Source organism: Acidimicrobiales bacterium (assembly GCA_040219085.1).
Classification (GTDB): Bacteria; Actinomycetota; Acidimicrobiia; order Acidimicrobiales; family JAVJTC01; genus JAVJTC01.
On sequence record JAVJTC010000020.1, the window covers coordinates 145,931 to 170,826 of the forward strand.

The 24,896-nt window shown below is 69.2% G+C and carries 21 protein-coding genes; 18 read left to right on the forward strand and 3 right to left on the reverse strand.

The features are described 5' to 3' along the window. The first annotated feature begins 46 nt into the window (after positions 1–46). The 10 genes from lpdA (at position 47) to RIE08_08180 (ending at position 10,285) form a co-directional block, all read left to right on the forward strand. A complete protein-coding gene (gene lpdA / locus RIE08_08135) occupies positions 47–1,441 on the forward strand; it encodes a dihydrolipoyl dehydrogenase (GenBank protein MEQ8717568.1) in 1,395 nt (464 codons plus the stop codon). A gap of 13 nt (positions 1,442–1,454) precedes the next feature. After that, positions 1,455–2,834 (forward strand): 2-oxoglutarate dehydrogenase, E2 component, dihydrolipoamide succinyltransferase, encoded by a 1,380-nt coding sequence (gene sucB, locus RIE08_08140; protein MEQ8717569.1) that lies wholly within the window; start codon positions 1,455–1,457, stop codon positions 2,832–2,834. Then, complete coding sequence (gene lipA, locus RIE08_08145; GenBank protein MEQ8717570.1) at positions 2,834–4,555, forward strand: lipoyl synthase; 1,722 nt, start codon at positions 2,834–2,836, stop codon at positions 4,553–4,555. Before sucB ends, lipA begins: the two co-directional genes overlap by 1 nt. A 9-nt stretch (positions 4,556–4,564) precedes the next feature. Then, on the forward strand, positions 4,565–5,125 hold the full coding sequence (locus RIE08_08150) for a pyridoxamine 5'-phosphate oxidase family protein (protein ID MEQ8717571.1): 561 nt from the start codon (positions 4,565–4,567) through the stop codon (positions 5,123–5,125). Further along, positions 5,122–6,237: a Xaa-Pro peptidase family protein gene (locus RIE08_08155; GenBank protein MEQ8717572.1), complete on the forward strand. Its 1,116-nt coding sequence runs from the start codon at positions 5,122–5,124 to the stop codon at positions 6,235–6,237. Before RIE08_08150 ends, RIE08_08155 begins: the two co-directional genes overlap by 4 nt. Positions 6,238–6,249: 12 nt before the next feature. Further along, positions 6,250–7,104 carry a hypothetical protein gene (locus RIE08_08160; GenBank protein MEQ8717573.1) on the forward strand — a complete coding sequence of 285 codons (855 nt, stop codon included), beginning with the start codon at positions 6,250–6,252 and terminating at the stop codon, positions 7,102–7,104. A 199-nt stretch (positions 7,105–7,303) separates the two neighbouring features. Then, positions 7,304–8,104, forward strand: a complete 801-nt coding sequence (locus RIE08_08165) for a Ku protein (protein MEQ8717574.1) — start codon at positions 7,304–7,306, stop codon at positions 8,102–8,104. Between the two features lie 31 nt (positions 8,105–8,135). Beyond that, complete coding sequence (gene ligD / locus RIE08_08170) at positions 8,136–9,068, forward strand: non-homologous end-joining DNA ligase (protein ID MEQ8717575.1); 933 nt, start codon at positions 8,136–8,138, stop codon at positions 9,066–9,068. After that, on the forward strand, positions 9,065–9,772 hold the full coding sequence (locus RIE08_08175; GenBank protein ID MEQ8717576.1) for a WYL domain-containing protein: 708 nt from the start codon (positions 9,065–9,067) through the stop codon (positions 9,770–9,772). The genes ligD and RIE08_08175 overlap by 4 nt, the downstream gene beginning before the upstream one ends. A gap of 99 nt (positions 9,773–9,871) precedes the next feature. Then, positions 9,872–10,285, forward strand: coding sequence for a VOC family protein (locus RIE08_08180; GenBank protein MEQ8717577.1), 414 nt, complete (start codon positions 9,872–9,874; stop codon positions 10,283–10,285). An 11-nt stretch (positions 10,286–10,296) separates the two neighbouring features. On the opposite strand, the gene metH is transcribed toward RIE08_08180, so the two are convergent. Beyond that, entirely contained in the window at positions 10,297–13,809 is a 3,513-nt protein-coding gene (gene metH, locus RIE08_08185) for a methionine synthase (protein MEQ8717578.1), read from the reverse strand. A 107-nt stretch (positions 13,810–13,916) separates the two neighbouring features. Here metH and RIE08_08190 point away from each other — a divergent pair, with 107 nt between their 5' ends. Next, a complete protein-coding gene (locus RIE08_08190; protein ID MEQ8717579.1) occupies positions 13,917–14,513 on the forward strand; it encodes a cob(I)yrinic acid a,c-diamide adenosyltransferase in 597 nt (198 codons plus the stop codon). Beyond that, positions 14,510–15,970: a leucyl aminopeptidase gene (locus tag RIE08_08195; GenBank protein MEQ8717580.1), complete on the forward strand. Its 1,461-nt coding sequence runs from the start codon at positions 14,510–14,512 to the stop codon at positions 15,968–15,970. The genes RIE08_08190 and RIE08_08195 overlap by 4 nt, the downstream gene beginning before the upstream one ends. A gap of 30 nt (positions 15,971–16,000) precedes the next feature. Here the strand turns inward: RIE08_08195 and RIE08_08200 are convergent, their stop codons facing one another. Next, on the reverse strand, positions 16,001–16,699 hold the full coding sequence (locus RIE08_08200) for a hypothetical protein (protein MEQ8717581.1): 699 nt from the start codon (positions 16,697–16,699) through the stop codon (positions 16,001–16,003). Positions 16,700–16,811: 112 nt separating this feature from the next. On the opposite strand from RIE08_08200, the gene RIE08_08205 reads away from it, so the two are divergent. The 6 genes from RIE08_08205 to rfbD all read left to right on the forward strand — a co-directional run bounded on the left by RIE08_08205 (position 16,812) and on the right by rfbD (position 22,493). Next, entirely contained in the window at positions 16,812–17,606 is a 795-nt protein-coding gene (locus RIE08_08205) for a Sir2 family NAD-dependent protein deacetylase (protein MEQ8717582.1), read from the forward strand. A 116-nt stretch (positions 17,607–17,722) separates the two neighbouring features. Next, the gene (gene moeB, locus RIE08_08210) at positions 17,723–18,898 is read left to right on the forward strand and encodes a molybdopterin-synthase adenylyltransferase MoeB (GenBank protein MEQ8717583.1); all 1,176 of its coding nucleotides are present in this window, start codon (positions 17,723–17,725) and stop codon (positions 18,896–18,898) included. Between the two features lie 47 nt (positions 18,899–18,945). Beyond that, entirely contained in the window at positions 18,946–20,055 is a 1,110-nt protein-coding gene (locus RIE08_08215; protein ID MEQ8717584.1) for a glucose-1-phosphate thymidylyltransferase, read from the forward strand. 61 nt (positions 20,056–20,116) lie between these two features. Continuing rightward, complete coding sequence (gene rfbC, locus RIE08_08220; protein ID MEQ8717585.1) at positions 20,117–20,689, forward strand: dTDP-4-dehydrorhamnose 3,5-epimerase; 573 nt, start codon at positions 20,117–20,119, stop codon at positions 20,687–20,689. Further along, positions 20,686–21,645, forward strand: a complete 960-nt coding sequence (gene rfbB / locus RIE08_08225) for a dTDP-glucose 4,6-dehydratase (GenBank protein MEQ8717586.1) — start codon at positions 20,686–20,688, stop codon at positions 21,643–21,645. The genes rfbC and rfbB overlap by 4 nt, the downstream gene beginning before the upstream one ends. Continuing rightward, positions 21,642–22,493: a dTDP-4-dehydrorhamnose reductase gene (rfbD, locus tag RIE08_08230; protein ID MEQ8717587.1), complete on the forward strand. Its 852-nt coding sequence runs from the start codon at positions 21,642–21,644 to the stop codon at positions 22,491–22,493. Before rfbB ends, rfbD begins: the two co-directional genes overlap by 4 nt. A gap of 33 nt (positions 22,494–22,526) precedes the next feature. Here rfbD and RIE08_08235 read toward each other — a convergent pair whose 3' ends face one another. Next, positions 22,527–24,806: a SpoIID/LytB domain-containing protein gene (locus RIE08_08235; protein ID MEQ8717588.1), complete on the reverse strand. Its 2,280-nt coding sequence runs from the start codon at positions 24,804–24,806 to the stop codon at positions 22,527–22,529. Positions 24,807–24,896: the final 90 nt, after the last annotated feature.

Genomic DNA, 24,896 nt, shown 5'->3' on the forward strand with positions numbered 1-24,896 from the left:
CACGCTCCGGCTGGGGCATACCGGCTCGGCCGATAGGCTCGGGCCAATGGCTTCCCATGACCTCGTGATCATCGGCGGCGGGCCAGCGGGCTACGCCGCCGCACTGTACGGAGCGAGCGCCGGCCTCGATGTCGGCCTCGTCGAGAAGAACAAGCTCGGTGGCACGTGCCTCAACGTCGGGTGCATCCCGGCGAAGGAACTGCTCGAGACGGCCCATGTGCGGCGAACCATCATGCACGCCGCTGAGTTCGGGTTGAACGTGGACGAGCCCACGATCGACATGACCGTGGCCCAGGAACGCAAGCAGGGCATCGTCGACAAGCTCGTCGGGGGCCTCGCCTCGATGCTCAAGGGACGCAAGGTCACCGTCTACGACGGCGTCGGCACGCTCGGTGCCGATCGCACCGTCACCGTGACCGGGGCCGACGGAGAGGCGACCGAGCTCACCGGCACGCACGTCGCTCTCGCGTCGGGTTCGGTGCCCCGGACCATTCCCGGATTCGACTTCGACGGGGACAAGGTCTGGAGCTCGGACCACATGTTGTCGCTGGACCACGTCCCCGGCCGGGTTGCGATCATCGGCGGCGGCGCCATCGGCTGCGAGTTCGCGTCGATGCTCGTGGACCTCGGCACGGAGGTCACCCTTCTCGAGGCGATGCCCCGGATTCTCGCCCTCACCGACGAGGACGTCTCCAAGGCGGTCAGCAGGGCGTTCTCCAAGCGTGGCATCGATGTGAAGGCGGGCGTTGCCGTCACAGGCCACGAACCCCACGACGGTGGGACCACCGTGCACTTCGGCGACGACGACTCCGTCGACGTGGACTTCGTGTGCGTCTCGGTCGGTCGGCGCCCGTATTCGGACGAGCTCGGCCTCGACGGCACCAATGTGGTCACGACCGAACGCGGTTTCGTCGAGGTCGACGAGTACTGCCAGACAGCCGAGCCCGGTGTCTACGCCCTCGGTGACCTCATCGACACCGGCCAGTTGGCCCACGTCGCCTTCGCCGAGGCCATCCTGGCCGTGAAGCACATGCTCGGGGAGAACCCGCTGCCGATCGACCACTCCCGGGTCCCGTGGGGCATCTACTGCAACCCCGAGGTCGCCTTCGCCGGACTGAGCGAACAGGCCGCGAAGGACGCCGGCTACGACATCATCGTCTCCAAGCACCGCTATGCGGCCAACGGGCGGGCGATGATCGTGGGCGACACCGAGGGGCTCGTCAAGGTCGTCGCCGAGAAGAAGCCCGACGGCACCGGCGGCGTGATCCTCGGCGTCCACATGGTCGGTCCGTGGGTGACCGAACAGCTGGGACAGGGCTACCTGTCGGTGAACTGGGAGGCGACTGTCGACGAGGCGGCTCAGTTCATCCAGCCTCATCCCACCATGTCCGAGGTCTTCGGAGAGACGGTCCTGTCCCTGACGGGCCGCTCGCTCCACTGAGAGGAGAGATTGAATGGCTGATGTCGTGATGCCGCAACTCGGCGAGACGGTCACCGAGGGAACCATCACGCGGTGGTTCAAGCAGATCGGTGACGAGATAGCGGCCGACGAGGCCCTCTTCGAGGTGTCCACCGACAAGGTGGACTCGGAAGTCCCGTCGCCCTCGGCTGGGGTTCTCACCGAGATCGTTGTCGCCGAGGGCGAGACGGTCGACGTCGGCACGAAACTCGCCGTGATCGGCGACGCCGGGTCCGCCCCCGCGACGGACTCCGCCGGCGACGAAGCCGCCGAGCCCGAGCCCGAGCCCGCAGCCGAACCGGAGCCCGAGCCTGCAGCAGAAGCTGAGCCCGAGCCCGAGGCGGAGGCCCTCCAGTCTGCTCCCGCCGCGTCGGACAACGGATCGGGCGAAGCCTCCGATTCGTCCCATCTCCTGTCCCCGGTCGTGCGTCGACTCGTGAACGAACACGACCTCGACGTCGATGCCATCACCGGCACCGGTGTGGGTGGTCGCATCACCCGTTCCGACGTCGAGAAGGCCATCCAGGGCGGCACCGCGGCCCCGAAGGCATCGGCGCCCGCGGCCCAGGCCGCCGCCTCGGCCCCGGCGGAACAGGCAGCGGCACCGGCTCCCGCCCCCGCGGCGAAGAGCGCACCGGCACCCGCAGCCACCGCAGGCGAGGGCGACGAGGTCGTTCCCTTCAACACCATCCGGCGGGTGACCGGCGACTACATGGTGAACTCCAAGGCCACCTCGCCGCACGTGTTGACCGCCGTCGAGGTGGACTTCGAGAACGTCGAGAAGGTCCGAAAGGCCCACCGGGGCGAGTGGAAGTCCGAAGAGGGCTTCAGCCTCACCTATCTGCCATTCATCATCCGGGCCGTGTGTGACGCCCTGCATGAGTTCCCCCACATGAACGCCTCGGTCGCCGACAAGGGACTGATCGTCCACAAGGGCGTGAACATGGCGATCGCGGTGGACCTCGACTTCGACGGGCTGCTGGCGCCGGTCATCGCCGGTGCCGACGGCAAGCGCCTCCGCCAACTGTCACGCGACATCGTCGACATCGCCGGGCGAGCCCGCGAGAAGAAGGTCACGCCGAACGAGTTGACCGGCGGGACCTTCACCATCACCAACCCCGGCCAGTACGGCACGATGATGCAGTTCCCGATCATCAACCAGCCCCAGGTGGCCATCCTCTCCACCGACGGGATCAGCCGCAAGCCGGTGGTCGTCACCGACGACGAGGGCAACGAGGCGATCGCCATCCACTCGGTCGGTGTGCTCGCGCTCGCCTGGGACCACCGTGCCTTCGACGGCGCCTACGCGGCGGCGTTCCTGGACCACTTGCGCACGATCATCGAGACCCGCGACTGGGAGGCCGAGATCTCCTAGTGGTCGCGCTCGAGCCGGCACCCGGCGCGCCGCAGGCGCCGACGCAACGCACCCTGAGGGTCCGCTGGCTCGGCCGGGTCGCCTACCGGGATGCCTGGGCTCTTCAACGCGGGCTGTTCACGACGTCGCCCGACGACCATCTGCTCCTGCTCGAGCACCCCCACGTCTTCACGCTCGGCCGTAGCGGGAGCGCCGACAATCTCCTCGTGGATGCCGCCACTGTCGGCGCCGAGATCCATCACGTCGACCGCGGCGGCGACGTCACCTACCACGGCCCCGGACAACTCGTGGGCTATCCGGTGCTGCACGTCGCCGGCAAGCGGGGCGGGGGGATGGCCGACACCGTCGCCTACGTCCACTCCGTCGAGCAGTTGATCATCGACGTCCTCACCGATCTCGGCCTGCCCGACGCCGGGCGCCTCGAGGGACAGCCGGGCGTGTGGCTCGACCCCGACCGGCCGACCGCCCGCAAGGTCGCCGCCGTCGGCGTCAAGTTGAGTCGGGGCCGGTCGATGCACGGCTTCGCCCTCAACGTGAACCCGGATCTGGACTGGTTCGGGCGGATCGTCCCGTGTGGCATCGCCGACAAGTCGGTGACATCCCTTGCAGCCGAGGGGGTCGACGTCGAGATGCGCACCGTGGTCGATGCCGTGGAACAGCGGGCCACCGCGTTGTGGGGCGACGCAGACGGGGTCGTCGCGACCGAACGGGCCGACGTCGTCTGGCGCAACCGTGAAACGGACCTCGCACCGTTCTCGCGTGGGGCGGGGCCGGGAGCAACGCCGGGCCGGCCGTCACGGTCGGCTGACGGGACGTCGTCGGTACGACTGCTGGGCCGCCTGGCCGAGGCAGGTGTGGCCGACGGGATCGACATCACGGAACGCAAGCCGGAGTGGATGCGGGTCCGGCTCGACACCGGACCCGAGTACCTGCGCCTCAAGAAGGTCATGCGGGACCTGGACCTCGTCACCGTGTGCGAGGAGGCAGGCTGCCCGAACATCTTCGACTGCTGGAACGACGGCACCGCCACCTTCATGATCAACGGTGAGCGTTGCACCCGCGCCTGCGGTTTCTGTCTCGTCGACACCCGCCGGCCCGAACCGCTCGACGCCGCCGAGCCGGGGCGCGTGGCCGACGCTGTCGACCGGATGGCGCTGTCCTACGCGGTCATCACCTCCGTCGCCCGCGACGATCTCGCCGACGGGGGCGCGCGGGGCTTCGCCGACACCATCGCCGCCGTACGTGCCCGCCGGCCCGACTGCCGTGTCGAGGTCCTCATCCCGGACTGTAAGGGCGACCCGGACGCACTCGAGGTCATCTTCGCCGCCCGCCCCGACGTGTTGAACCACAACATCGAGACCGTGCCCCGCCTCCAACGGGCGGCACGGCCGTCGGCCGGCTACGCCCGGAGCCTGTCGGTGCTGGCGAGGGCCCACGACGCCGGCCTCACGACCAAGTCGTCGATCATCGTCGGACTCGGCGAGACCCGCGACGAGGTGATCGCCACGATGGCGGACCTGCGCTCCGTCGGCGTCGACATCGTGACGATCGGTCAGTACCTGCGACCGACCACGAACCACCTCCCAGTGGCACGCTGGGTCCATCCCGACGAGTTCGCCGACCTCGCCGAGATCGGCGTGGCGATGGGGCTCGGTCACGTCGAGTCCTCGCCGCTGACCCGCTCCAGCTACCACGCCCGTCAGGCCGCCGACGGCGTCTGAGGAGGCATCATGGGAACAGTTCTCGATGGAATCGACCAGGACCTCGCCGAACGGCTCCACGCCGCGAAGGTGTTCTTCGTGGCGACGGCCCCGTCGGGCTCCGCCGGCCACGTCAACGTGTCGCCCAAGGGATTCGACAGCTTCCGGGTGCTCGGCCCCCACCGGGTCGCGTTCGCGGACATGACCGGCAGCGGCATCGAGACGATCGCCCACGTGCGCGACAACGGCCGCATCACCTTCATGTTCTGTGCCTTCGACGGCGACCCGTCCATCATCCGCCTCCAGGGCGCCGCCAGCGTGCACCTCCCCGACGACGACGGCTTCGCCGAGCTCGCGGACCGCTTCCCCCCGGTACCCGGCCTGCGGTCGATCATCACGGCCGACCTCGACCGGGTCTCGGACTCGTGCGGGTTCGGCGTGCCGTTCATGTCCTACGAGGGGATGCGCGGCGACCTGATCGACTGGGCCGACGAACAGGGCGACGACGGACTCGCGCAGTACCGGGTCCGCAAGAACGGCACCAGCATCGACGGACTCCCCGGCTATCCGATGAACCGGGCAGCCAGATGAGCGATCCGTTCGTCGGTCGTCTCGGCCGGGTCCGTGAGTCCATGGCGTCGCGCGACGTCGACGCGGTGCTCCTGTCGGTCGGTGCGGATCTCCCGTGGCTGTGCGGCTACGAGGCCATGCCGCTGGAACGTCTCACCATGCTCGTCGTGCGCCGTGACGAGAAGCCCAAACTGCTCGTGCCCCGGCTCGAGGCGCCCCGCGTCGTCGAGCGGCCCGACGTCTTCGACCTCGTGCCGTGGGACGAGACCGACGACCCCCTCGACATGGTCGTCTCCGTCGTCGAGGGCGCCGACCGCCTGGCCATCGGCGACACGACGTGGTCCCGGTTCCTCGTCGGACTCATCGGGCGTCTCGACGGCGTCACGTGGTCCAACGCGTCCGAGGTCGTCGGACCGATCCGGGCGATCAAGACCCCCGATGAGGTCGAGCGTCTACGGGAGGCCGCTGCCGCCGCCGACCGGGTCATCGCCCGGCTACGCGGGGGCGAGATCCCGCTGGTGGGCCGGACCGAGGCGCAGGTGTCGGCCGAACTCGGCCGCGGTCTGATCGAAGAGGGCCACGACCGGGTGAACTTCGCCATCGTGGCCGCCGGACCCAACTCGGCGAGTCCGCACCACCATGCCGGCTCGAAGGTGATCCAGCCCGGCGAAGTGGTGCTGTGCGACATAGGCGGGACCATGGTCGGCGACGACGGTGTCGGCTACTGCTCCGACATCACCCGCTGCGTGTGGACCGGCGAACCCGCCCCCGAGTTCCTCGCCCTCTACGACGTCCTGTTCGCCGCCCACGCCGCCGGTGTCGCCGCTGCGACGGTCGGGACGCCGTGCGAGGACGTCGACAGGGCGACGCGTCGTGTGATCACCGAGGGCGGGTACGCCGGAGGGATCCTGCACCGCACCGGGCACGGCATCGGCTCCGAGGAGCACGAGGACCCCTACATCGTCATCGGCAACACGGAGCCGCTCACCCCCGGCCACGCGTTCTCCGTCGAGCCGGGCATCTACCTGGCCGATCGCTGGGGCGCCCGCCTCGAGGACATCGTCGTCGCGGCGACAGACGGCCCCGACGTCCTCGGAACCCTCGATGGGGACCTCGCCGTCGTCGAGGCCTGACCGGACCCTTCCATGATCGAGATCGAGGCAGCGACGGTCCTGTTGCAGTGGGCCGTGGGCGGACTCCTGTTCGGCTGGGTGACGACGCGCCGGCGCGAGGTCGGCCTCGGCTACGGCTGGATGATCCGGATCAGCTTCGGGCTCATGGCGGTCCTGGCCGCGGTGGTCGGCTTCTCGGGTGATGACCCGGGCCTGCGCGAGGTCGGCTCGATCGGTGTAGCGGCCGCTGCCGCATTGGCCCTGTTGTCTTCGGTCGTGCGCCGCCGGGCCGGCGTCGCCGGCCAGCGCGACGTCGTCGATAAGCGCACCGCCCGGGTGGCTGCGATGACCGGCATCGACCGCGACGAGCAGCGGTTCGACCGGTCTGTCACCGAGTTCGACCCCCGCCTGGACCTGATCGCGCCCGCGATCGGACTGGTCGCTCTGATCGCCGCGGGGATGGACGCCGGCGATCCGGCCGCGCTGGCCGTCGCCCGCACGCTCATCGGAGCGGCGTTCCTCGGCGCGCTGACCGACGCGATGCTCCTCGGCCACTGGTATCTCGTCCAGCCCGGCCTCGCCCGCTCCCCGCTGCTCGAGATCGTGCGCTGGACCGGGCTGCTGTGGCCGGTGGAGTTGATCGTCCTGTTGTGGCCGACCGGGATGGTGTCGGTCATCAACGGCGACATCGACGACGGCTACAACGGCCTGCTCGGATGGTTCTGGATCGCCTCGACGGTCACGACCATCGTCCTGGTCTTCGTCACCCGGGCGGCTCTGCGCGAGCGCCAGTACGCCGCTGTCATGGCCGCGACGGGGCTGTTGTATCTGGCGATCCTGACGGGATTCGGCATGGATCTTGTCGCCCGCGTGCTCCTCGACACCTGACCCGCGACCGCCGCGCGTGCGGCTACGCCCGTGTCGGGCGAGGCCGGTGGAAGTCCACCGACGCTGTTGCCCTTGTTCGTGGAGTGGCTCATGTCGCATACTGGACAGCGGCTGGGGCGGAGCCGGGGTATTCCTGCACGTCCGTGACGCCGCGTTCGATGGCGCCCGGGACGGTCCCTGCCGCCGAGGAGGAGAAGCGATGCCACGGGCCATGTGGAGCGGTGCGATCAGCTTCGGGCTGGTCACGATCCCCGTGCGTCTCTTCGGCGCGGTCAGCACGAAGTCCATCCGGTTCAACCAGATCGACACCCGTACCGACGCCCGTGTGAAGCGCAAGTGGGTGTCGGCGGCGGACGGGTCCGACGTTGCGAACGAGGACATCGTGAAGGGGTACGAGCTCGGCAACGGCAGGTTCGTGACCGTCACCGAGGACGAACTGGCCGCACTCGATCCCGATGCGTCGCGCAGTATCGACATCGTCGAGTTCGTCGACGGCGCCGAGATCGACCCCGTGTACTACGACAGCCCCTACTACCTGGCCCCCGACGAGCTGGGGGCAAAGGCCTACCGGCTCCTGGCCGAGGCGCTCGAGCGCGAGAACAAGGTAGCCATCGCCCGTTTCGTCATGCGCAACCGCCAGTACCTCGCCGCGATCCGGTCCTCCCGCGGGGCGCTGGTCCTGTCGACCATGAACTACGCCGACGAGGTGCGCTCCGCCGACGAGATCGACGATCTCGAGCGGGTCGCGGACATCGAGGTCAGCGACGCCGAGTTGACCATGGCATCCCAGCTGATCGACTCGCTGACCACGAGCTTCGAACCCGGCAAGTTCACCGATACGTACCGTGAGCGGGTCACCGAGTTGATCGAGGCCAAGGCCGCGGGGGAGACATTCGAGGCCGGCGAGTCCGCCACGCCGAGTTCCGACGAGCTGGTGGACCTGATGGCCGCGCTCGAGGCGAGCGTCGCGGCGGCCAAGGAGTCCCGCAAGAGCGCATGAGCGCGCACCGGCCCGCAGTCCGGCGGCCCACATGAGTCCGGAGCGGGTGGAGGTGGAGATCGACGGCCACACGCTCTCGCTGTCGAATCTGGACAAGGTGCTGTACCCCGAGGTCGGCTTCACCAAGGCCGAGGTGATCGACTACTACGCACGCGTGGCGCCGGTCATGTTGCCCCACATCGCCGACCGGGGGGTCACCCTGAGGCGGTTCCCCGACGGCGTCGGGTCGGTCGGTTTCTTCGAGAAGCGCTGCCCCTCCCACCGCCCGGACTTCGTCGGGACGTGCGAAGGCCCGGGGGACCGCAGCGGGGGCATCGGCTACTGCCGACTGGACTCACCCGCGGCGCTCGCCTGGGCCGCGAACATGGCGGCACTCGAGATACACGCCCCCATGGCGCGGTGCGGGGACATCGACTCGCCCGCGACCCTCGTGTTCGACCTGGACCCGGGAGCTCCCGCGACCATCACGGAGTGTTGCGTGGTGGCGTTGGCCATCCGGGAGGTACTGGGGGCCGTCGGTCTCGTTGGCTGGCCCAAGACCTCGGGATCCAAGGGGCTCCAGCTGTACGTCCCGCTCAACACGCCTCACACCCACGACCATGCATCGAGCTTCGCGCTGGCCCTCGCCCAGCTCCTGGAGAAGCAGCGGCCCGGCGACGTCACCGCCACGATGGCGAAGGCGGCCAGGCCGGGGAAGGTGTTCATCGACTGGAGCCAGAACTCCCGGCACAAGACGACCGTCGCGCCCTACTCGCTGCGGGCGAAGGATCGTCCCACCGTGTCGACCCCGCTGCGCTGGGAGGAGGTCGAGGCCGGGGCGGCCGGCGACCCGCTGGTCTTCGAGGCCGCCGACGTCGTGGACCGGGTGGAGGCCCTCGGGGACCTCTTCGCGGAGGTGGTCACGTTCGAGCAGTCCCTGCCGCGCCCCGACGGCTCGGGAGCCCCGTCCGGAGAGGGCGGGTGAACCGCACCGACCGGCTCTACGCGCTCGTCGAGGAACTGCGGGCGGCCGCGCCTGGGAGCCGCAGCGCCCGCGAGCTCGCAGCGATCTTCGACGTGAGCACCCGCACCATCGAGCGCGACATCCTGGCGCTGCAGGAATCAGGTGTTCCGATACACGCCACGCCGGGGCGACGCGGCGGCTACGGGATCGATCCGACGAGGACGCTCCCCCCGATCAACTTCACCGCCGCCGAAGCGGTCGCCGTGGCCGTCGCTCTGGCGGGTGCAGGTGGTCCCTTCGCGGCCGCCGGCCGACGGGCCCGCAACAAGGTCCTCGCTGCGATGTCGGAAGAGGACGCCGACGCCGCCCGCTCTCTCGCCCAGCGGGTGCGCCTGATGTCGCGGTGGGACCCGGACAGACGACGCCCCGACGTGCTCGGAGGACTCCAGGACGCGATCGCGGATCACCGCGTCGTGGCCCTCGACTACGAGGACCGCAACGGCGCACGGACGCGCCGCGAGGTGGAACCGATCGCGGTCGTCGGGATCGACGACGACTGGTACCTGATGGCGTGGTGCCGGCTCCGTGACGACAACCGCATGTTCCGTCTGGACCGCGCCCGCAGCGCGACGGTGTCCGACGAGCGGGCGCCCGAACGGGATCCGGGCGAGGTGACGGCGTGGTTCGAGGACTTCCTGGCCCGCGGGCCACAGGTTCTCGGTTGACGGGGGAGAGTTCCGCGAAACATCGCGAAACACCGACATGGGGTTGTCGCCGCGGTGTCCGACGGTGGAGTCGTCCGACACCGACCACAGGAGACACAGATGAGCCCGAACACCACCACTTCGACCGATTCGACTGCCGCCGACGCCCCTGGGGCCGGGACCGCTCCGGTGGCCTGGTTCGAGATCGCCGGGCCCGACATGGCGGCCCTCGAAGGCTTCTACGCCGACGTGTTCGGCTGGAAGTTCGCCGACTCGCCGATGGGGGCGTCCTATCGCATCGCCGACAACGGTGGCCTGTCCGGGGGACTGACGTCGTCGGAGGACGGCCTGCCGGCGCACTACGCGATCTTCTCGCTGCAGGTCGCCGACGTCGCCGCCACCTGTGAGACGATCAGTGCCGCGGGTGGCTCGGTGCTCCTCGGGCCGGCCGAGACCCCCATGGGCCTCGTGTACGCGAACGTGACCGACCCCGCGGGGAACCACCTCGGGTTGTTCTCGGCCCCCGCCGGCTGATCCGCTACCCGTCAGCGGGCGATGAAGTACTTCGCCCGGGGGTGGTGACAGATCAGCGCTGAGGTCGTCTGCTCCGGCTGGTACTGGAAGCCGGTCTCCTCGGAGACCTCGATGCCGAGGCGGTCCGCGCCCAGGATCTCGGCGGTCGTCTCGTTGTCCGCCAGGTCCGGACACGCCGGGTAGCCCCACGAGTACCGGCCGCCGCGGTACTGCTGGCGGAACAGGCCCTGCAGGGTGGGGCCGTCCTCGTCGGCGAAGCCCCATTCCTCGCGGATCCGACGATGCCACAGCTCGGCGAGCGCCTCGGCCATCTCCACCCCGATGCCGTGCAGCATGAGGTAGTCCTGGTAGCGGTCGGCGGCGAACAGTTCGGCCGCGCGTTCGGAGACGGCGTGGCCCATCGACACGATGTGGAAAGCCGCGTAGTCCACCTCGCCCCGGGAACCGTCGGGGTTCGTCAGCGGGCGGAAGAAGTCCGCGATGCACAGCCACGGCTCGCTGGACTGGCGGGGGAACGAGTACCGGGCCAGCTCCGTCGTGCGGGACTCGTCGGACCACACGACGAGGTCGGTGCCGTCGCCGTTCACTGCGAAGTAGCCGTAGACGAGCTGGGGGACGAGCAGGTCGTCGGCCTTGGCCTTCGCCAGTTGCTCACGTAGCTGGGGGCGGATCCTGTCCTTGAACGTGGCGTCGTCCTCGCCATCGACCGGCCGGTACTGCCACTGGTTGCGGAACAGCGCGGTCTCGTTGACGTACCCGGCGATGTCGTCGACCGAGATGCCCTTGACGACGCGGGTTCCCAGGAACGGTGGCGTGAAGACGGGGTTGTCGGTGACGACCTCGGGCGACCGGGGCGGGCGATCCGCAACCGGCGTCCCGGTCTTCTCGCGCCGGGGGAGGCGCCGCTGTGTGGCCACCCGACCGAAGTCCTCGTCCTCGTCCTCGTCGTCGCCGCGGGTGATCTCCATCAGCCGCTCCATGACCCGGAGCCCTTCGAAGGCGTCCTTGCCGTAGAAGAGGCGGCCCTCGTAGACCGCACGCAGGTCGTCCTCGACGTAGCCACGCGTCAGCGCCGCGCCGCCCAGGAGGACGGGGATATGGGCCAGCCCCCGGTCGTTGAGCTCCTCGAGGTTGTCGCGCATGATCAGCGTCGACTTGACGAGCAGCCCCGACATGCCGATCGCGTCGGCGTTCACCTCGAGCGCGGTCTCGATCATCTCGTTGACGGCCACCTTGATGCCGAGGTTGTGAACCTCGTAGCCGTTGTTCGTCAAGATGATGTCGACGAGGTTCTTGCCGATGTCGTGCACGTCGCCCTTGACGGTCGCCAGGACGATCGAGCCCTTCGCTCCGGTGTCGTCGAGCTTGTCCATGTGCGGCTCGAGGTAGGCGACAGCGGTCTTCATCGTCTCGGCGGACTGGAGCACGAAGGGCAACTGCATGTCCCCGGATGCGAAGAGCTCACCGACGACCTTCATCCCGGCGAGGAGGGGACCGTTGACGATCGCCAGGGGAGCGGTCTCGTGCATCGCCTCGTCGAGGTCCCCGGTCAGTCCCTCGCGGTCACCGTCGATGATGCGGTGCTTGAGACGCTCGTCGACGGGCCAGTCGGAGCGGTCCTCCTTCACCACGGTGGTGGCGTCGACGCCCGAGAAGACGTCGAGCAGCTTCGCCAGAGGGTCGTAGCCCGGATCGGTGCCGTCGCCACCGGCGATGCCGCGCCGGTCCCAGACCAGGTCTTCGCAGACCTTCCGCTGCTCGTCCGGGATCCGGTTGAGGGGCATGATGCGGGCGGCGTGCACGATCGCCGAGTCCAGTCCGGCGGCGACCGCCTCGTGCAGGAACACCGAGTTCAGGACGTGGCGTGCCGCCGGGGACAGGCCGAAGCTGACGTTCGACACTCCGAGGGTGGTGTGCACCCCGGGCATCTCGGCCTTGATCCGTCGGATCGCCTCGATCGTGGCGATGGCGTCGCGGCGCAGGTCGTCATCGCCCGTCGACAACGGAAAGGTCAGCGCGTCGAAGATCAGGTCGGAGGACTCGAGCCCGTACCGCTCGACCGCGAGGTCGTGGAGGCGGTGCGCGATGCGCATCTTCCACTCGACGTCGCGGGCCTGGCCCTCCTCGTCGATCAGCAGGCAGATCACGGCGGCGCCGTACTCCCTCGCCAGGCGGAACACCCGGTCACAGCGCGAGCCCTCGCCGTCGCCGTCCTCGAGATTGGCGGAGTTGAGAATCGACCGGCCACCGATGTGGCGCAGGCCGGCCTCCATGACTTCGGGCTCGGTCGAGTCGAGGACCACGGGCGCCGCCACCTGCGTGGCGAAGCGAGCTGCGAGGAGGTCCATGTCGGCGGCGCCGTCGCGGCCGACGTAGTCGACGCACAGGTCGAGGATGTGGGCGCCTTCGGCGACCTGGTCGGTGCCCATCTTCACGCACGTGTCCCAGTCGGCCTCGAGCATCGCCTCGCGGAACTTCTTCGAGCCGTTGGCGTTGGTCCGCTCGCCGATCATGAGGAACGCGGTGTCCTGGTCGAAGGGGACGGCGCTGTAGATCGAAGTGGCGCCGGGCTCGTGGCGCTGCTCACGTCCCGACGGAACGAGGCCCGCACACCGCTCGACGACCGCGGCGAGATGCTCGGGGGTCGTGCCACAGCACCCGCCGACGACGCTCACGCCGAGTTCGGTCACGTAGCGCTCGAGGAAGTCGGCCAACTGGTCCGGCGTGAGGTCGTAGTGCATCTCGCCGTCGACCACCGACGGGAGACCTGCGTTGGGGATACACGCGATGGGCATGCGGGACTGGTGGGCCAGCACACGGAGATGCTCGCCCATCTCCGCAGGGCCGGTGGCGCAGTTGAGCCCGATCACGTCAGGTCGCATCGGGTCCAGTGCCGTCAGCGCGGCGCCGATCTCGGTGCCGGGAAGCATCCGCCCGGTCAGCTCGATCGTGACCTGGACCTGGAGGGGCAACTCGACGTCGGCTGCCCGCATGGCACGACGGCAGCCGACGATCGCCGCCTTCGCCCCGAGGAGGTCGTACTGCGTCTCGATGATGAACAGGTCCACGCCGCCTTCGATCAGTGCGGCCGCCTGCTCGGCGTAGGAGTCGCGCAGATCCGGGTAGGCGATCTGGCCCAGCGACGCGAACTTGGTGCCCGGTCCGATCGATCCGGCGACGAAACGCGCCCTGTCGGGAGTGGACCACCGGTCTGCGGCCTCACGTGCGATGCGCGCCGCGGCGAGGTTGATCTCAGTCGCCCGGTCGGCGATCCCGTACTCGCCGAGGGGACCGGCGAACGCACCGAAGGTCGCCGTCTCGATCACGTCGACACCCAGCGCGAGGAACTTCTCGTGCATGCCGTCGATCACATCGGGGCGGGTGACCGACAAGATGTCGGTGCAGCCCTCCAGCACGGCTCCCCCGTAGTCCTCCTCGGTGAGGTCCTGAGCCTGGACGTAGGTGCCGAAGGCGCCGTCGACGACGACGACGCGGGAGTTGACGGCCTCGAGGTACGGGTGCACCCGCACAGGCTACCGGCGGCCCCCACCGGTGCCGGAGGAGGCGGAACGGTCACCGGGTGTCCCCCGAACACGACTCGGGGGGCCCGGGCCGGTACGTTTGGCGGGCGATGAAGGTCTACACGCGCAAAGGCGACGACGGCACCACCGGGCTGCTCTTCGGGGGGAGGGTCCGCAAGGACGACCCCGCACCCGCGGCCTACGGCGACGTCGACGAGGCGCAGGCGTTCATCGGTCTCGCCCGCAGCGAGACCGAGCGGGGCTCCGAGCTCGACGCGATGCTCGTCGCCCTCGAGCGGGACCTGTGGATCCTCATGGCCGAGCTCGCGACGGCGCCGGACAAGCACGACAAGCTCGTGGCTGGTACCTCTCTGGCCACGCCGGAGATGGTCGAACGCCTCGAGACGCTGATCGACGACGTCTCCGACCGCTTCGACCCGCCCACCGAGTTCGTGGTGCCCGGCGAGAGCCGCGTCGCCGCCCGCCTAGACGTTGCACGCACGGTGGTGCGCCGTGCCGAGCGCACCTGCGTGTCGGCGGCCGTCGACGGCTCGTCGGTGGGGCCCTACCTCAACCGCCTCTCGGATCTGCTGTGGACCCTCGCCCGCTGGCAGGAGGGGACGTCGCTCGCCACCCGAACGGCCGCAGATCCCCGATCCACGGACGTGGCCGACACTTCCGACCCCGCCGAAGAGGAGTCTCCGTGACCATCTCGTTCACCCTCGCCACGAAGCCGCCGGCCAACGTGGACCTGCGCGCCGTCGGCGTGACGACCGGGCAGTTGGATGAAGAACCCCACGGGCTCGACTGGGCCACCCTGCGGGCCCGGGGTTTCGAGGCGAAGGTCGCCCAGATCCAGATCGTCGGCGCAGACGACGGAGGTCCCCCGGTGGCTGCAGTCGGCCTCGGTCCCGCCGCCGACATCACACCGGTCGTCATCCGGCGTGCATCGGCAGCTCTCGCCCGCGCCTCACGACGCAGCGCCAAGCTGTCGAGCGCTCTGCTCGACGACATCGGCGACGCGGTGGAGCGGGTACCTGCGGCCCAGGCCCACGCCGAGGGTCTCGTTCTGGGTGCCTACGAGTACCGCGTCCACAAGTCCGAGGGCACCCCGCATTCTCTCACCAAGGTCACCGTCACGGGAGGTGGCGGCGCTCCGGTTCGCAACTCGCTCAAGCGCGGCGCCGCCATCGCCGACGCCGTCTGTTTTGCCCGAGACCTGGTCAACGAACCGGGCGGGACGCTCACCCCACCCGAGTTGGCGACGCGGGCACAGGAGATGGCCGACAAGGTGGGGCTGAAGGCCAAGATCCTCGACGAGGCGGCCATCAGGAAGGCGAAACTGGGAGGCCTGCTCGGCGTCAACCGTGGGTCGGAACAGCCGCCGCGGTTGATCGAGTTGACCTACACCCCAGCGAAGAAGGCGAAGGGTTCGCTCGCGCTCGTCGGTAAGGGCATCACCTTCGATGCCGGCGGCCTGTCCATCAAGACCGGCCAGGGAATGATGACCATGAAGATGGACATGGGCGGGGGAGCGGCGGTCCTCGGCGCCATGTCGGCGCTTCCCGGCCTGGCACCCGCGGTGAAGGTCACGGCCTACGTGCCCGTGACCGACAACATGCTCGGCGGTGACGCGACACGACCCGGCGACGTCCTCACGATCCGCAACGGCAAGACCGTCGAGGTCCTCAACACCGACGCCGAGGGCCGACTCGTCCTCGCCGACGCGCTCTCGCTGGCCTCCGAGGCCGAGCCGGACGCGATCGTGGACCTCGCAACCCTCACGGGAGCGTGCCTGATCGCACTCGGTGGCGACATCGCCGGGCTGATGGGCAACGACGACGCCTGGGTGGACCAGGTTCGTGCCGCCGCCGACTCGGCGGGCGAAGAGGTGTGGCCACTGCCGCTTCCCGACGGTTACCGCTCGCAGCTCGACAGCCCGGTTGCCGATCTCAAGAACATCGGTGGGTCCCACGGCGGGGCACTGACGGCTGGTCTGTTCTTGAAGGAGTTCGTCGCAGACGGCATCCCGTGGGCCCACATCGACATCGCGGGCCCCGCCTTCAACGAGGCCGTCCGCAACGAGGCACCCAAGGGCGGTTCCGGTTTCGGGGTCCGCTTGCTGCTGCAACTCGTCGAGGACTTCTCACCGCCCGGTTCCTGAACCTCCCGGGTCGACCGGGTACCTGGTGTCTCACGCGGCCTCGCGGCCGGCGCGCCGGTAGTCGTCGGCCCAACGGACCGCGGCGTGGGCCATGGCGGGGTGGAAGTGCCAACGGTGGAGCTGTCGTTCGACGGCTTCGACGTCGTCGCCACTCTCGAACAGCGCCAGCGCCACGCGCTTGGCCCTCTCGGCCAGTTCGGACCCGTCAGGGCGAGGTGATTCCAGGCCCCACCTCTCGTGGAGGCCGATGAGTCTTTCGGGTAGGCGCCGTACGTGCCCCCGGTTCAGAGGTGGGAGGCGGCGGCGGACCTGTAGGCCGCTACGCCCGTCGCGCCGCATGAGCCCGAACTGGGCGCAGCGGTCCACGGTGCGGGCGAAGGTGGCGTTCTTGGATCGTGAGCCCCCGATTCCCAGCTCCGCGGCGCAGTGGTCCAGACGCATCTCGTACCCGTCGGGATGTGCGTCGAGGCCCGTCGTCACGCGGCGAATCAGCCAGGTGCACGACGGGCCGATCACGGGCAGCCAGAAGGCCTCCACGTACGCCGAGCGCGGGTGGACCCCCAACTCGTCGACGATCGGGTCCAACCAGGCCTCCACCCTGACGATGTCGGGGTGGCCGGCGCCGCGCTGGGTGGCGCCGCCCACCGCGGCCGGATCACCGGACGGGGTGGCCGGCGGCGACTCCACGGAGGGATCGAGCAGGGAGACGATGTCGGATCGAAAAGGCATGAAAGAACCCTAGGAGACGGAGATGACGTTTACAAGTATGTCGATAACTTTCAATAAAGCCGAGTGTGGCCGGGCTGTGGTCCTGGTGGCGCCATCTCCTACTCTGAGCCGTGTGAAGCCCGCCTCCGAGTTGACCTCCGAGATCGCCGCGGCCGCCGAGTTGGTTGCCGCGTCCGACGACGTCGTCGTGCTCACGGGCGCCGGAATCTCCACCGACAGCGGCATCCCCGACTTCCGGGGCCCGGACGGGATCTGGACGAAGGATCCCGATGCCGAGAAGGCATCGAACATCGAGTTCTACGTGTCCGACGCGGATCTGCGGAAGCGCAACTGGCAGCGCCACGTGGAGGGTTCGCCCTACCTGGGGCGTGACCCCAACCCGGGACACCACGCCCTGGTCGATCTGGAGAGCCAGGGGCGACTCCACACGCTCATCACCCAGAACGTCGACGGCCTCCATCTGGCGGCGGGGACCTCACCGCAACGCCTCGTCGAGATCCACGGGAACGCACGCAACGTGAAGTGCCTGGACTGCGGGGACGGGGCACCGCTGCAGGTCGCCATCGACAGGGTGGCGCAGGGGGAGGTGGACCCGCCGTGCCGCAGCTGCGGGGGGATCCTCAAGACCGCGACCGTCTCGTTCGGGCAGAGTCTCGACAACGACGACCTCCTGCGGTCCCAGCAGGCAGCCGGTGAGGCGGACCTGCTGCTCGCCGTCGGCTCGACGCTCACCGTCTACCCGGTGGCCGAGGTGGTCCCGATGGCCCACCGGCGCGGCGTGCCGGTCGTCATCGTGAACGGGTCGCCGACCCCGTTCGATGCCATCGCGACGGTGGTCCTGCGGGCCTCGATCTCCGAGGTCCTGCCCATCGTCGTGGCCGCCGGCGCCGCCGCTGGGCCCTCGTGAGCAGGTGCGGGGAATCATCCGGCCATCCACGCGGTTGACGTAGGCGATACCTGACCAGTTCACTAGGCTTTAGCGCGACTCATCACCAGAGCGTGCGCGCGAGGAGAGAAGAGATCATGGCGAGCTTCAGGGACCTCCTGGCCGACACGAAGGCCCGTATCCGCGAGGTCGACACCGCCGAGGCCGACGAGATGCGCGCCGCGGGTGCTGTCCTGCTCGACGTCCGCGAGGCAGACGAGTTCGAGCAGGGTTCCATCCCCGGTGCCGTCTTCATCCCCCGGGGTCAGCTCGAGTCGAACATCGAGAACCGCATCGGCGACAAGGACGCCACCGTCGTCATCCACTGCGCCGGTGGGACACGTTCGGCCTTCGCCGCCGAGACGCTCACCCAACTCGGCTATTCCGACGTCGTATCCATGGCCGGCGGGTTCAACAAGTGGAAGGACGAGGGGCGCGACTGGAAGGTCCCCCGCACACTCGATCCCGCCCAGCGCAACCGCTACCAGCGCCACCTGCTTCTCCCCGAGGTCGGCGAGGAGGGGCAGTTGAAGCTCCTCGACGCCAAGGTGCTGCTGCTCGGTGCCGGTGGGCTCGGCTCACCCGCTGCGATGTACCTCGCCGCGGCCGGTGTCGGCACGATCGGCATCGTCGACATGGACGTCGTCGACGAGTCCAACCTCCAGCGCCAGATCCTCCACAACCTGGACCGCATCGGGGATCGCAAGGTCGACTCCGCCAAGAAGACGCTGTCGGCGATCAACCCCGACATCGACGTCGTCACCTACGACGTCCGCCTCGGCGCCGACAACGTGGTCGAAATCATCGAGGGCTACGACGTCATCGTCGACGGCACCGACAACTTCCCGGTGCGCTACATGGTCAACGACGCCTCCGTGAAGCTCGGAATCCCGGTGGTGCACGGTTCGATATTCCGTTTCGAGGGCCAGGTCACGGTGTTCGACCCGCTCACCGGCCCGACCTACCGCGACATGCTCCCCGAGCCGCCCCCCGCCGAGATGGCGCCGAGTTGCGCCGAAGCCGGTGTCCTGGGTGTCCTGCCCGGCATCGTCGGGTCGATCCAGGCCCTCGAGGCGATCAAGTTGATCCTCGGTCACGGAGACTCGCTCGTCGGGCGCCTGCTCACCTTCGACTCCACCGAGATGTCGTTCCGCGAGTACAAGCTCAACGTGGACCCCGCCAACGAGATCACCTACGCCAACCGGGACCGCATCCAGGTCGTCGAACTCGACGGCCTGTGCGCCCCGGTGCCCCTCGCCGCCCCTGCCGCCTGAGGCCGCAGTCGGTCACCCGGCGCCACAGGGGCGTACACTCGGCCGCCGTGAAAGCCCTCGTCCTCGCCGGTGGAGCAGGGACACGGTTGCGGCCCATCACCCACACCTCGGCCAAGCAACTCGTCCCCATCGCCAACAAGCCGATCCTCTTCTACGGGATCGAGGACCTCGTCGCCGCCGGAATCACCGACATCGGCGTCATCGTCGGTGAGACGGCCGCGGAGATCCGCGCCGCACTCGGCGACGGTTCCGCGTTCGGGGCGACGATGACCTACATCCCCCAGGACGCGCCGCTCGGACTCGCGCACTGCGTGCTGATCGCGCGTGACTTCCTCGGCGACGACGAGTTCGTCATGTACCTGGGCGACAACATGCTCGAGCAGGGCCTCGACGAGTTCGTCGACCAGTTCGTGAGTTCGCGGCGGGCGGCCGACGAGCCGGAGGTCGGATCCGAACCGCGCAGGCCCGTGGCCCAGATACTCCTCGCCCACGTCGACGATCCCACGGCGTTCGGGGTCGCGGAGATCGGCCCCGGCGGCGATGTGGTGTCGCTGGTCGAGAAGCCCGCCGATCCGCCCTCGGACCTCGCTCTCGTCGGGGTGTACATGTTCGACAGCCTCATCCACGACGCGGTCGCCGCCATCGAACCGTCCGAACGCGGGGAACTCGAGATCACCGACGCCATCGCATGGCTCGTCGACAACGGGCACCGGGTCGAGCACAGGGTCCTCGAGGGCTGGTGGATCGACACCGGCAAGAAGGACCCCCTGCTCGAGTGCAACAGGCTCGTTCTCGAGCGAGTGGAACCGGCGATGGCGGGCACGCTCGAAGGGAACTCCCGTCTCGAGGGGCGCGTGGTGATCGAGGAGGGTGCACGGATCGTGGACTCCATCGTGCGGGGGCCGGCCATCATCGGCCGCAACACCCTCGTGGAGTCCTCGTTCATCGGGCCATTCACCTCGGTCGGCGACGGCTGCGAGGTCACCGACAGTGAGCTCGACCACTCGGTGGTCCTCGCGAACAGCCGCATCTCGGGCGTCACACGCCTCGTCGACTCGCTCATCGGACGTAACGCCGTGGTCGAACGCGGGCCGCGTCGGCCACGAGCCTCGCGCATGATGCTCGGAGACCACAGCGTGGTGGAACTCGAAGGATGACGTCTCCGATCGACCGCCGGAACGTCGACTCGCGCCATGCCGGTCGTGAGGAGCAGCGCCGATGACCGAAGTGAGCCCCGCCGCCGAGATCGAGGGAGTCGTCATCGTCACGCCCTCCATCCATGGTGACGAACGGGGGGTCTTCGTCGAGACCTACCGGCGTTCGTGGGTGCCGGGAGGCCGCGAGATGATCCAGGCCAACCGTGCGGACCGCACGGCGGGTTGTGTCGTGGGCCTGCACTACCACCTCCACCAGGCCGACTACTGGTACGTCCCGTTCGGACGTGCCCGCGTCGTTCTCCACGACCTGCGCGTGGGCTCGGCCACTGACGGCGCAACGATGTCGTTCGACCTCGGCGAGGATGCCGACGGCACCAACGCCCACCGCGGCGTCTACATCCCGCCCGGTGTCGCCCACGGGTTCGCATCGCTCACCGACATGACCATCACGTACCTCGTCGACGGCTACTACAACCCCGCCGACGAACTGGGTGTGGCCTGGGACGATCCTCAGATCGCAGGGGACTGGGGTGTCGACACGCCGATCCTGTCCGAGCGCGACAGCCGCAACCCCCGCCGCGCCGACATCAGCGCCGATGTGCGACCGCACGCCGGTCTCCGGACCGGGCCGTGAAGATCCTCGTCACCGGCGGTGCCGGCTTCATCGGGGCGAATTTCGTCCACCATCTGCTCGCGACGAGCGACGACGATGTCACGGTCTACGACGCCCTGACCTACGCCGGGAATCCGGCCAACCTCGATCCTGTCCGTGACGACGCCCGGTTCGCGTTCGTCCACGGCGACGTCTGTGACCGCGATGCGCTGACCGCAGCGATGGACGGCCATGACGCGGTTGTCCACTTCGCCGCGGAATCGCACGTCGACCGCTCCATCGTGTCGCCCGACGAGTTCGTGCGCACCAACTGTGACGGGACCAACGTCGTGTGTGACGTCGCCCGCACGGTCGGCGTGGAGCGTCTGGTGCACATCTCGACCGACGAGGTCTACGGGTCGATCGTCGAGGGTTCCTTCTCCGAGGACGACCCGTTGGGTCCCCGCTCGCCCTATGCCGCGTCCAAGGCGGGGTCGGACCTCATCGCTCTCGCCTACCACACGACCCATGACCTCCCCGTCGTGGTGACCCGCTCGTCCAACAACTTCGGGCCGCTGCAGTTCCCCGAGAAGGTCATCCCGCTGTTCGTGACGAACCTCCTCGACGGGCGCCGGGTTCCCCTCTACGGCGACGGCCTCAACGTGCGTGACTGGTGTCACGTGAGCGACAACTGCGCCGCCGTGGACCTCGTGTTGCGAGGCGGCGAGATCGGGACCGTCTACAACATCGGTGCCGGCAACGAGATCACGAATCGCGACCTCACCGGGCGGATCCTCGCGTTGTGTGGCGCCGACGGGTCGATGATCGAACCCGTCGCCGACCGCCTCGGGCACGATCGTCGGTATTCGGTCACCACCGACCGGATCCGTGCGCTCGGCTGGACCCCGGAGCGCAGTCTCGACGAGGCGTTGGCGGAGACCGTCGAGTGGTACCGGGCCAACCGCGCCTGGTGGGAGCCGTTGAAGGCGGCCGGGTGAGGGTTATCGTCACCGGCGCCGGTGGCCAACTGGGCACCGAGGTGGCCGCGGCCTTCGCCCGGCGTTCCCACGACGAGCTCATCGCGCTCTCTCACGGGAGCCTCGACGTCACCGACCGCGACGCGGTCCTCGGTGTCGTCGGCACCCACCGGCCGGACGCGATCGTGAACTGTGCCGCGTACACCGATGTGGACGGGTGCGAGTCCGACGAGATCGGTGCCTATGCGCTGAACGCGTGGGCGGTCCGTCACCTCGCCGAAGCCGGGCGACGTTTCGACGCCCATCTGTGCCATGTCTCGACCGACTACGTCTTCTCCGGGGAGAAGCCGACCCCGTACCACGAGTGGGACCCGACCAGCCCACGGTCCGTCTATGGGGCATCGAAGCTGGCCGGCGAGTTCGAGGCGGGGGCGACCGCCACCGTCGTGCGCACCGCGTGGCTGTGCGGACCGACCGGCCACAACATCGTGAAGACCATCCTGCGTCTCGCCGCCCGGGACGACTCGCCGCTGCGGTTCGTCGATGATCAGGTCGGGAGCCCGACTCATGCGGGTGACCTCGCGGCGACGCTGCGTCGCCTCGTGGTCGACCGTCGGCCGGGCACCTGGCACGTCACCAACGCCGGGTCGGTGTCGTGGTATGAGGTGGCGCGTCGCGTGCTGGCCGCAGGGGGACACGACCCCGGGCGGGTGCAACCGGTGACCACGGCGGAGCTGCAGCCACCCCGACCGGCGCCCCGTCCCACCAACTCGGTACTGGAGAACCGCGCGCTCAGATTGGCAGGCCTGGAGGGGCCGGGGGAGTGGGGCGACGCGTTCGACAGACTCGTCGCGCAGATCGTCGCCTGACTCGGCCCCGGTCCCGCCTGCCGGGGCCGCAGATCACAGGCGGATACAGCCGATCCGGCGGCTCGTACCCGACGCCGTGTCACGGGCCGACACACACGCCTCGGAGCCGTCGGGCACGACGAACGAGAAACCGTGGTTCGAGCCGAGACCGAGCGCCGCGCCGACGTCGGGGCGGGATGAACGTGCAGTGGTGTTGCCGACCAGGCGTCCGTCGACGCTGAAGTCCACGACCACCGGGGTCCCCGGTGTGTCGGCGTCGAGCGCCCAGCCGTCGATGCGGACGCCGTTGGCGACATCGGTCGCCCGGTCGACCCATCCGGTGGGCGCCGAACCCGACGTGTCGACGGTGCGACAGCCGAGCAGCGTGTCTCCCGCGCTCGTGCCGATGTTCTTGGCGTAGACGCACACCGAGTTCGTACCCGGCCCGGTCGGCGCGAAGAGCGAGAAGCCGTGGTTGGCGCCCAGCCCGGTCGCCGCGTCGACGTCGGGACGACTCGAGGCGGCCGTGGTCTCCGCTGCGAGCGCTCCGTTCACCCAGACACGTACACGGACGCTCGCGCCGGGATCGTCACCGTCGGCCGCCCAGCCGGCGAGGTTGACGCCGCCACTGCCGGGGAGGGCCCTGTCGAGCCAACCGACCGGCGGCGCGTCAGCGAAGGCCACGGTCTTGCAGCCCAGTGACGTGTCCGGCGAGGTCCTGCCGCTGCTCTTCGCCTCTACGCAGACCGTGTGGGTGCCCGGGGGGACCGCGACGCGGGTCGAGAAGCCGTGCCTGCCGCCGGTGCCGTAGGCGGCGGCGACGTCGGGTCGGTTCGAGCCGGCCGTGACCGAGGTGCGGAACACGCCGTCGACGAAGATCTCGACCTCGACGGGCAGGTTGGGCGTGTCGGGATCCAGAGCCCAGCCGGCGATGGCGATGTCCGAGCCGGCCCGGCCCGCCCGGTCGAACCATCCGCGCGAGGGGACCGAATCAGGGACGGGTGTGGGAGCGGGCGTCGGCGTGGGCCTCGCGACCGGTTGGTTGACGGGGGTTCCGCCGCCCCCGCCGCCGCCGGGCGGGGCCACGGCAGCGCCTTCGATCGTGAACCACGTCGAGAGAAGGCGGCGGTCGTAGCCACCACCATCGACCCGGATGCCGTCGTTCACGACCGCCATGAACCGGCTGCCGGTGACGGTGCGGGTCCCCTTGGTTCCGGTGATGGTGATGTTCGCCTTGTCGAGACGGCCGCTGGCGCCGATGTTCCCCGAGACCGAGAATCCGGTCACGGTGCCCACCGACGTGTCGCCGTAGCGACCCAACCAGCGGCTCAGGTCCGCCGTCGCGTACGTGCGGGTCCAGGTCGCGTTGGGATCGTCGACCGTGTCGAAGGGGTCCGGTTTCGCGGGCAGGTAGGGGAACGAGTTCGCGAAGACGTAGCCGGAATCCTCACTGTGACCACCGTGCGACGCCGAGTAGAAGGCCTCGATCACCCCGCCGCTGTAGGTCACGACGCGTTGGATCGTGCGGTCCACGGCGCCCTTCCAGCGCGGAACCTCCTGGTTGGTTCCCGCGTACGCCTGGTCCTGGACCGAGGAGTAGAGGTCGAACGGCGAGGTCCACGAGCCCGAGTTGCGTCGGCGTTCGATGGTCGCCATGGCGAACGAGCGACCCGCGATGGCCTGGGCGTCGAGCGCGGCATTCGGCCACTCCGGTGGGACCTCGGCCAGCCCGTAGAGGTACTGCTGCATCGTCATTCCGTCGACGATCGTCCACAACTGTCCCGATGCGGTCCAGCGGATCGAGAGCTCACCCCACTTGTAGGAGTAGCCGGTGCTCGAGACCTTGACCGGCTGGCCCTGGGAGAACTGGAGGTGGATGTGGTTGGACGAACACGGTCCGGGGCACACGTTCGCGCCGTTCACGGTGATGGAGTAGGTGCGGCCTGCGGTCACCGCCACCCGGACGCTCGATCCCGGCGGGGCCACGCTGATCGGCACGTCGTTGTCGAGGATCGTCAATTGACCCGTCGGCGTGAAGGTCACCGAGTTCGTCGTCGACAGCAGGACCCTGATGTCGCGGGGCATCGTCGACGTCTCGAGGCGGGTGCCGGGGTAGTACGCCGAGAGGATCTGCTGGGTCGACTGCCCTGCCTCGGCGCGACTGAAGGCACCCCATTGGCTCATACCGACGCCGTGACCCCAACCCTTACCGGAGAAGGTGAACGCGTCGTCGGCCGCGCCGGCGTCGCGGAATGCGAACACGGGCGTCGCGAGCATGACGAGGATGAGAGCGACTGCGACCGCGATCCTCTGGCGGCGGCTGACAGAATCCATCGAGAAGTGATCCTCCGAGCCGCCCGCTCGTACCGTCACGAAGTGTGGCTGCTGTGGCTGCTGTTTGCAACCACCCTAGGCCCTGTTTCT

Bases quoted from the DNA above. Each gene is read 5' to 3' on its own strand.
- RIE08_08190 (MEQ8717579.1), top strand. From the start codon at position 13,917: ATGAAGGTCTACACGCGCAAAGGCGACGACGGCACCACCGGGCTGCTC.
- RIE08_08180 (MEQ8717577.1), top strand. From the start codon at position 9,872: ATGAGCCCGAACACCACCACTTCGACCGATTCGACTGCCGCCGACGCC.
- ligD (MEQ8717575.1), top strand. From the start codon at position 8,136: ATGAGTCCGGAGCGGGTGGAGGTGGAGATCGACGGCCACACGCTCTCG.
- RIE08_08160 (MEQ8717573.1), top strand. From the start codon at position 6,250: ATGATCGAGATCGAGGCAGCGACGGTCCTGTTGCAGTGGGCCGTGGGC.
- sucB (MEQ8717569.1), top strand. From the start codon at position 1,455: ATGGCTGATGTCGTGATGCCGCAACTCGGCGAGACGGTCACCGAGGGA.
- RIE08_08150 (MEQ8717571.1), top strand. From the start codon at position 4,565: ATGGGAACAGTTCTCGATGGAATCGACCAGGACCTCGCCGAACGGCTC.
- RIE08_08165 (MEQ8717574.1), top strand. From the start codon at position 7,304: ATGCCACGGGCCATGTGGAGCGGTGCGATCAGCTTCGGGCTGGTCACG.
- rfbC (MEQ8717585.1), top strand. From the start codon at position 20,117: ATGACCGAAGTGAGCCCCGCCGCCGAGATCGAGGGAGTCGTCATCGTC.
- RIE08_08235 (MEQ8717588.1), bottom strand. From the start codon at position 24,806: ATGGATTCTGTCAGCCGCCGCCAGAGGATCGCGGTCGCAGTCGCTCTC.
- RIE08_08200 (MEQ8717581.1), bottom strand. From the start codon at position 16,699: ATGCCTTTTCGATCCGACATCGTCTCCCTGCTCGATCCCTCCGTGGAG.
- RIE08_08155 (MEQ8717572.1), top strand. From the start codon at position 5,122: ATGAGCGATCCGTTCGTCGGTCGTCTCGGCCGGGTCCGTGAGTCCATG.
- moeB (MEQ8717583.1), top strand. From the start codon at position 17,723: ATGGCGAGCTTCAGGGACCTCCTGGCCGACACGAAGGCCCGTATCCGC.
- lpdA (MEQ8717568.1), top strand. From the start codon at position 47: ATGGCTTCCCATGACCTCGTGATCATCGGCGGCGGGCCAGCGGGCTAC.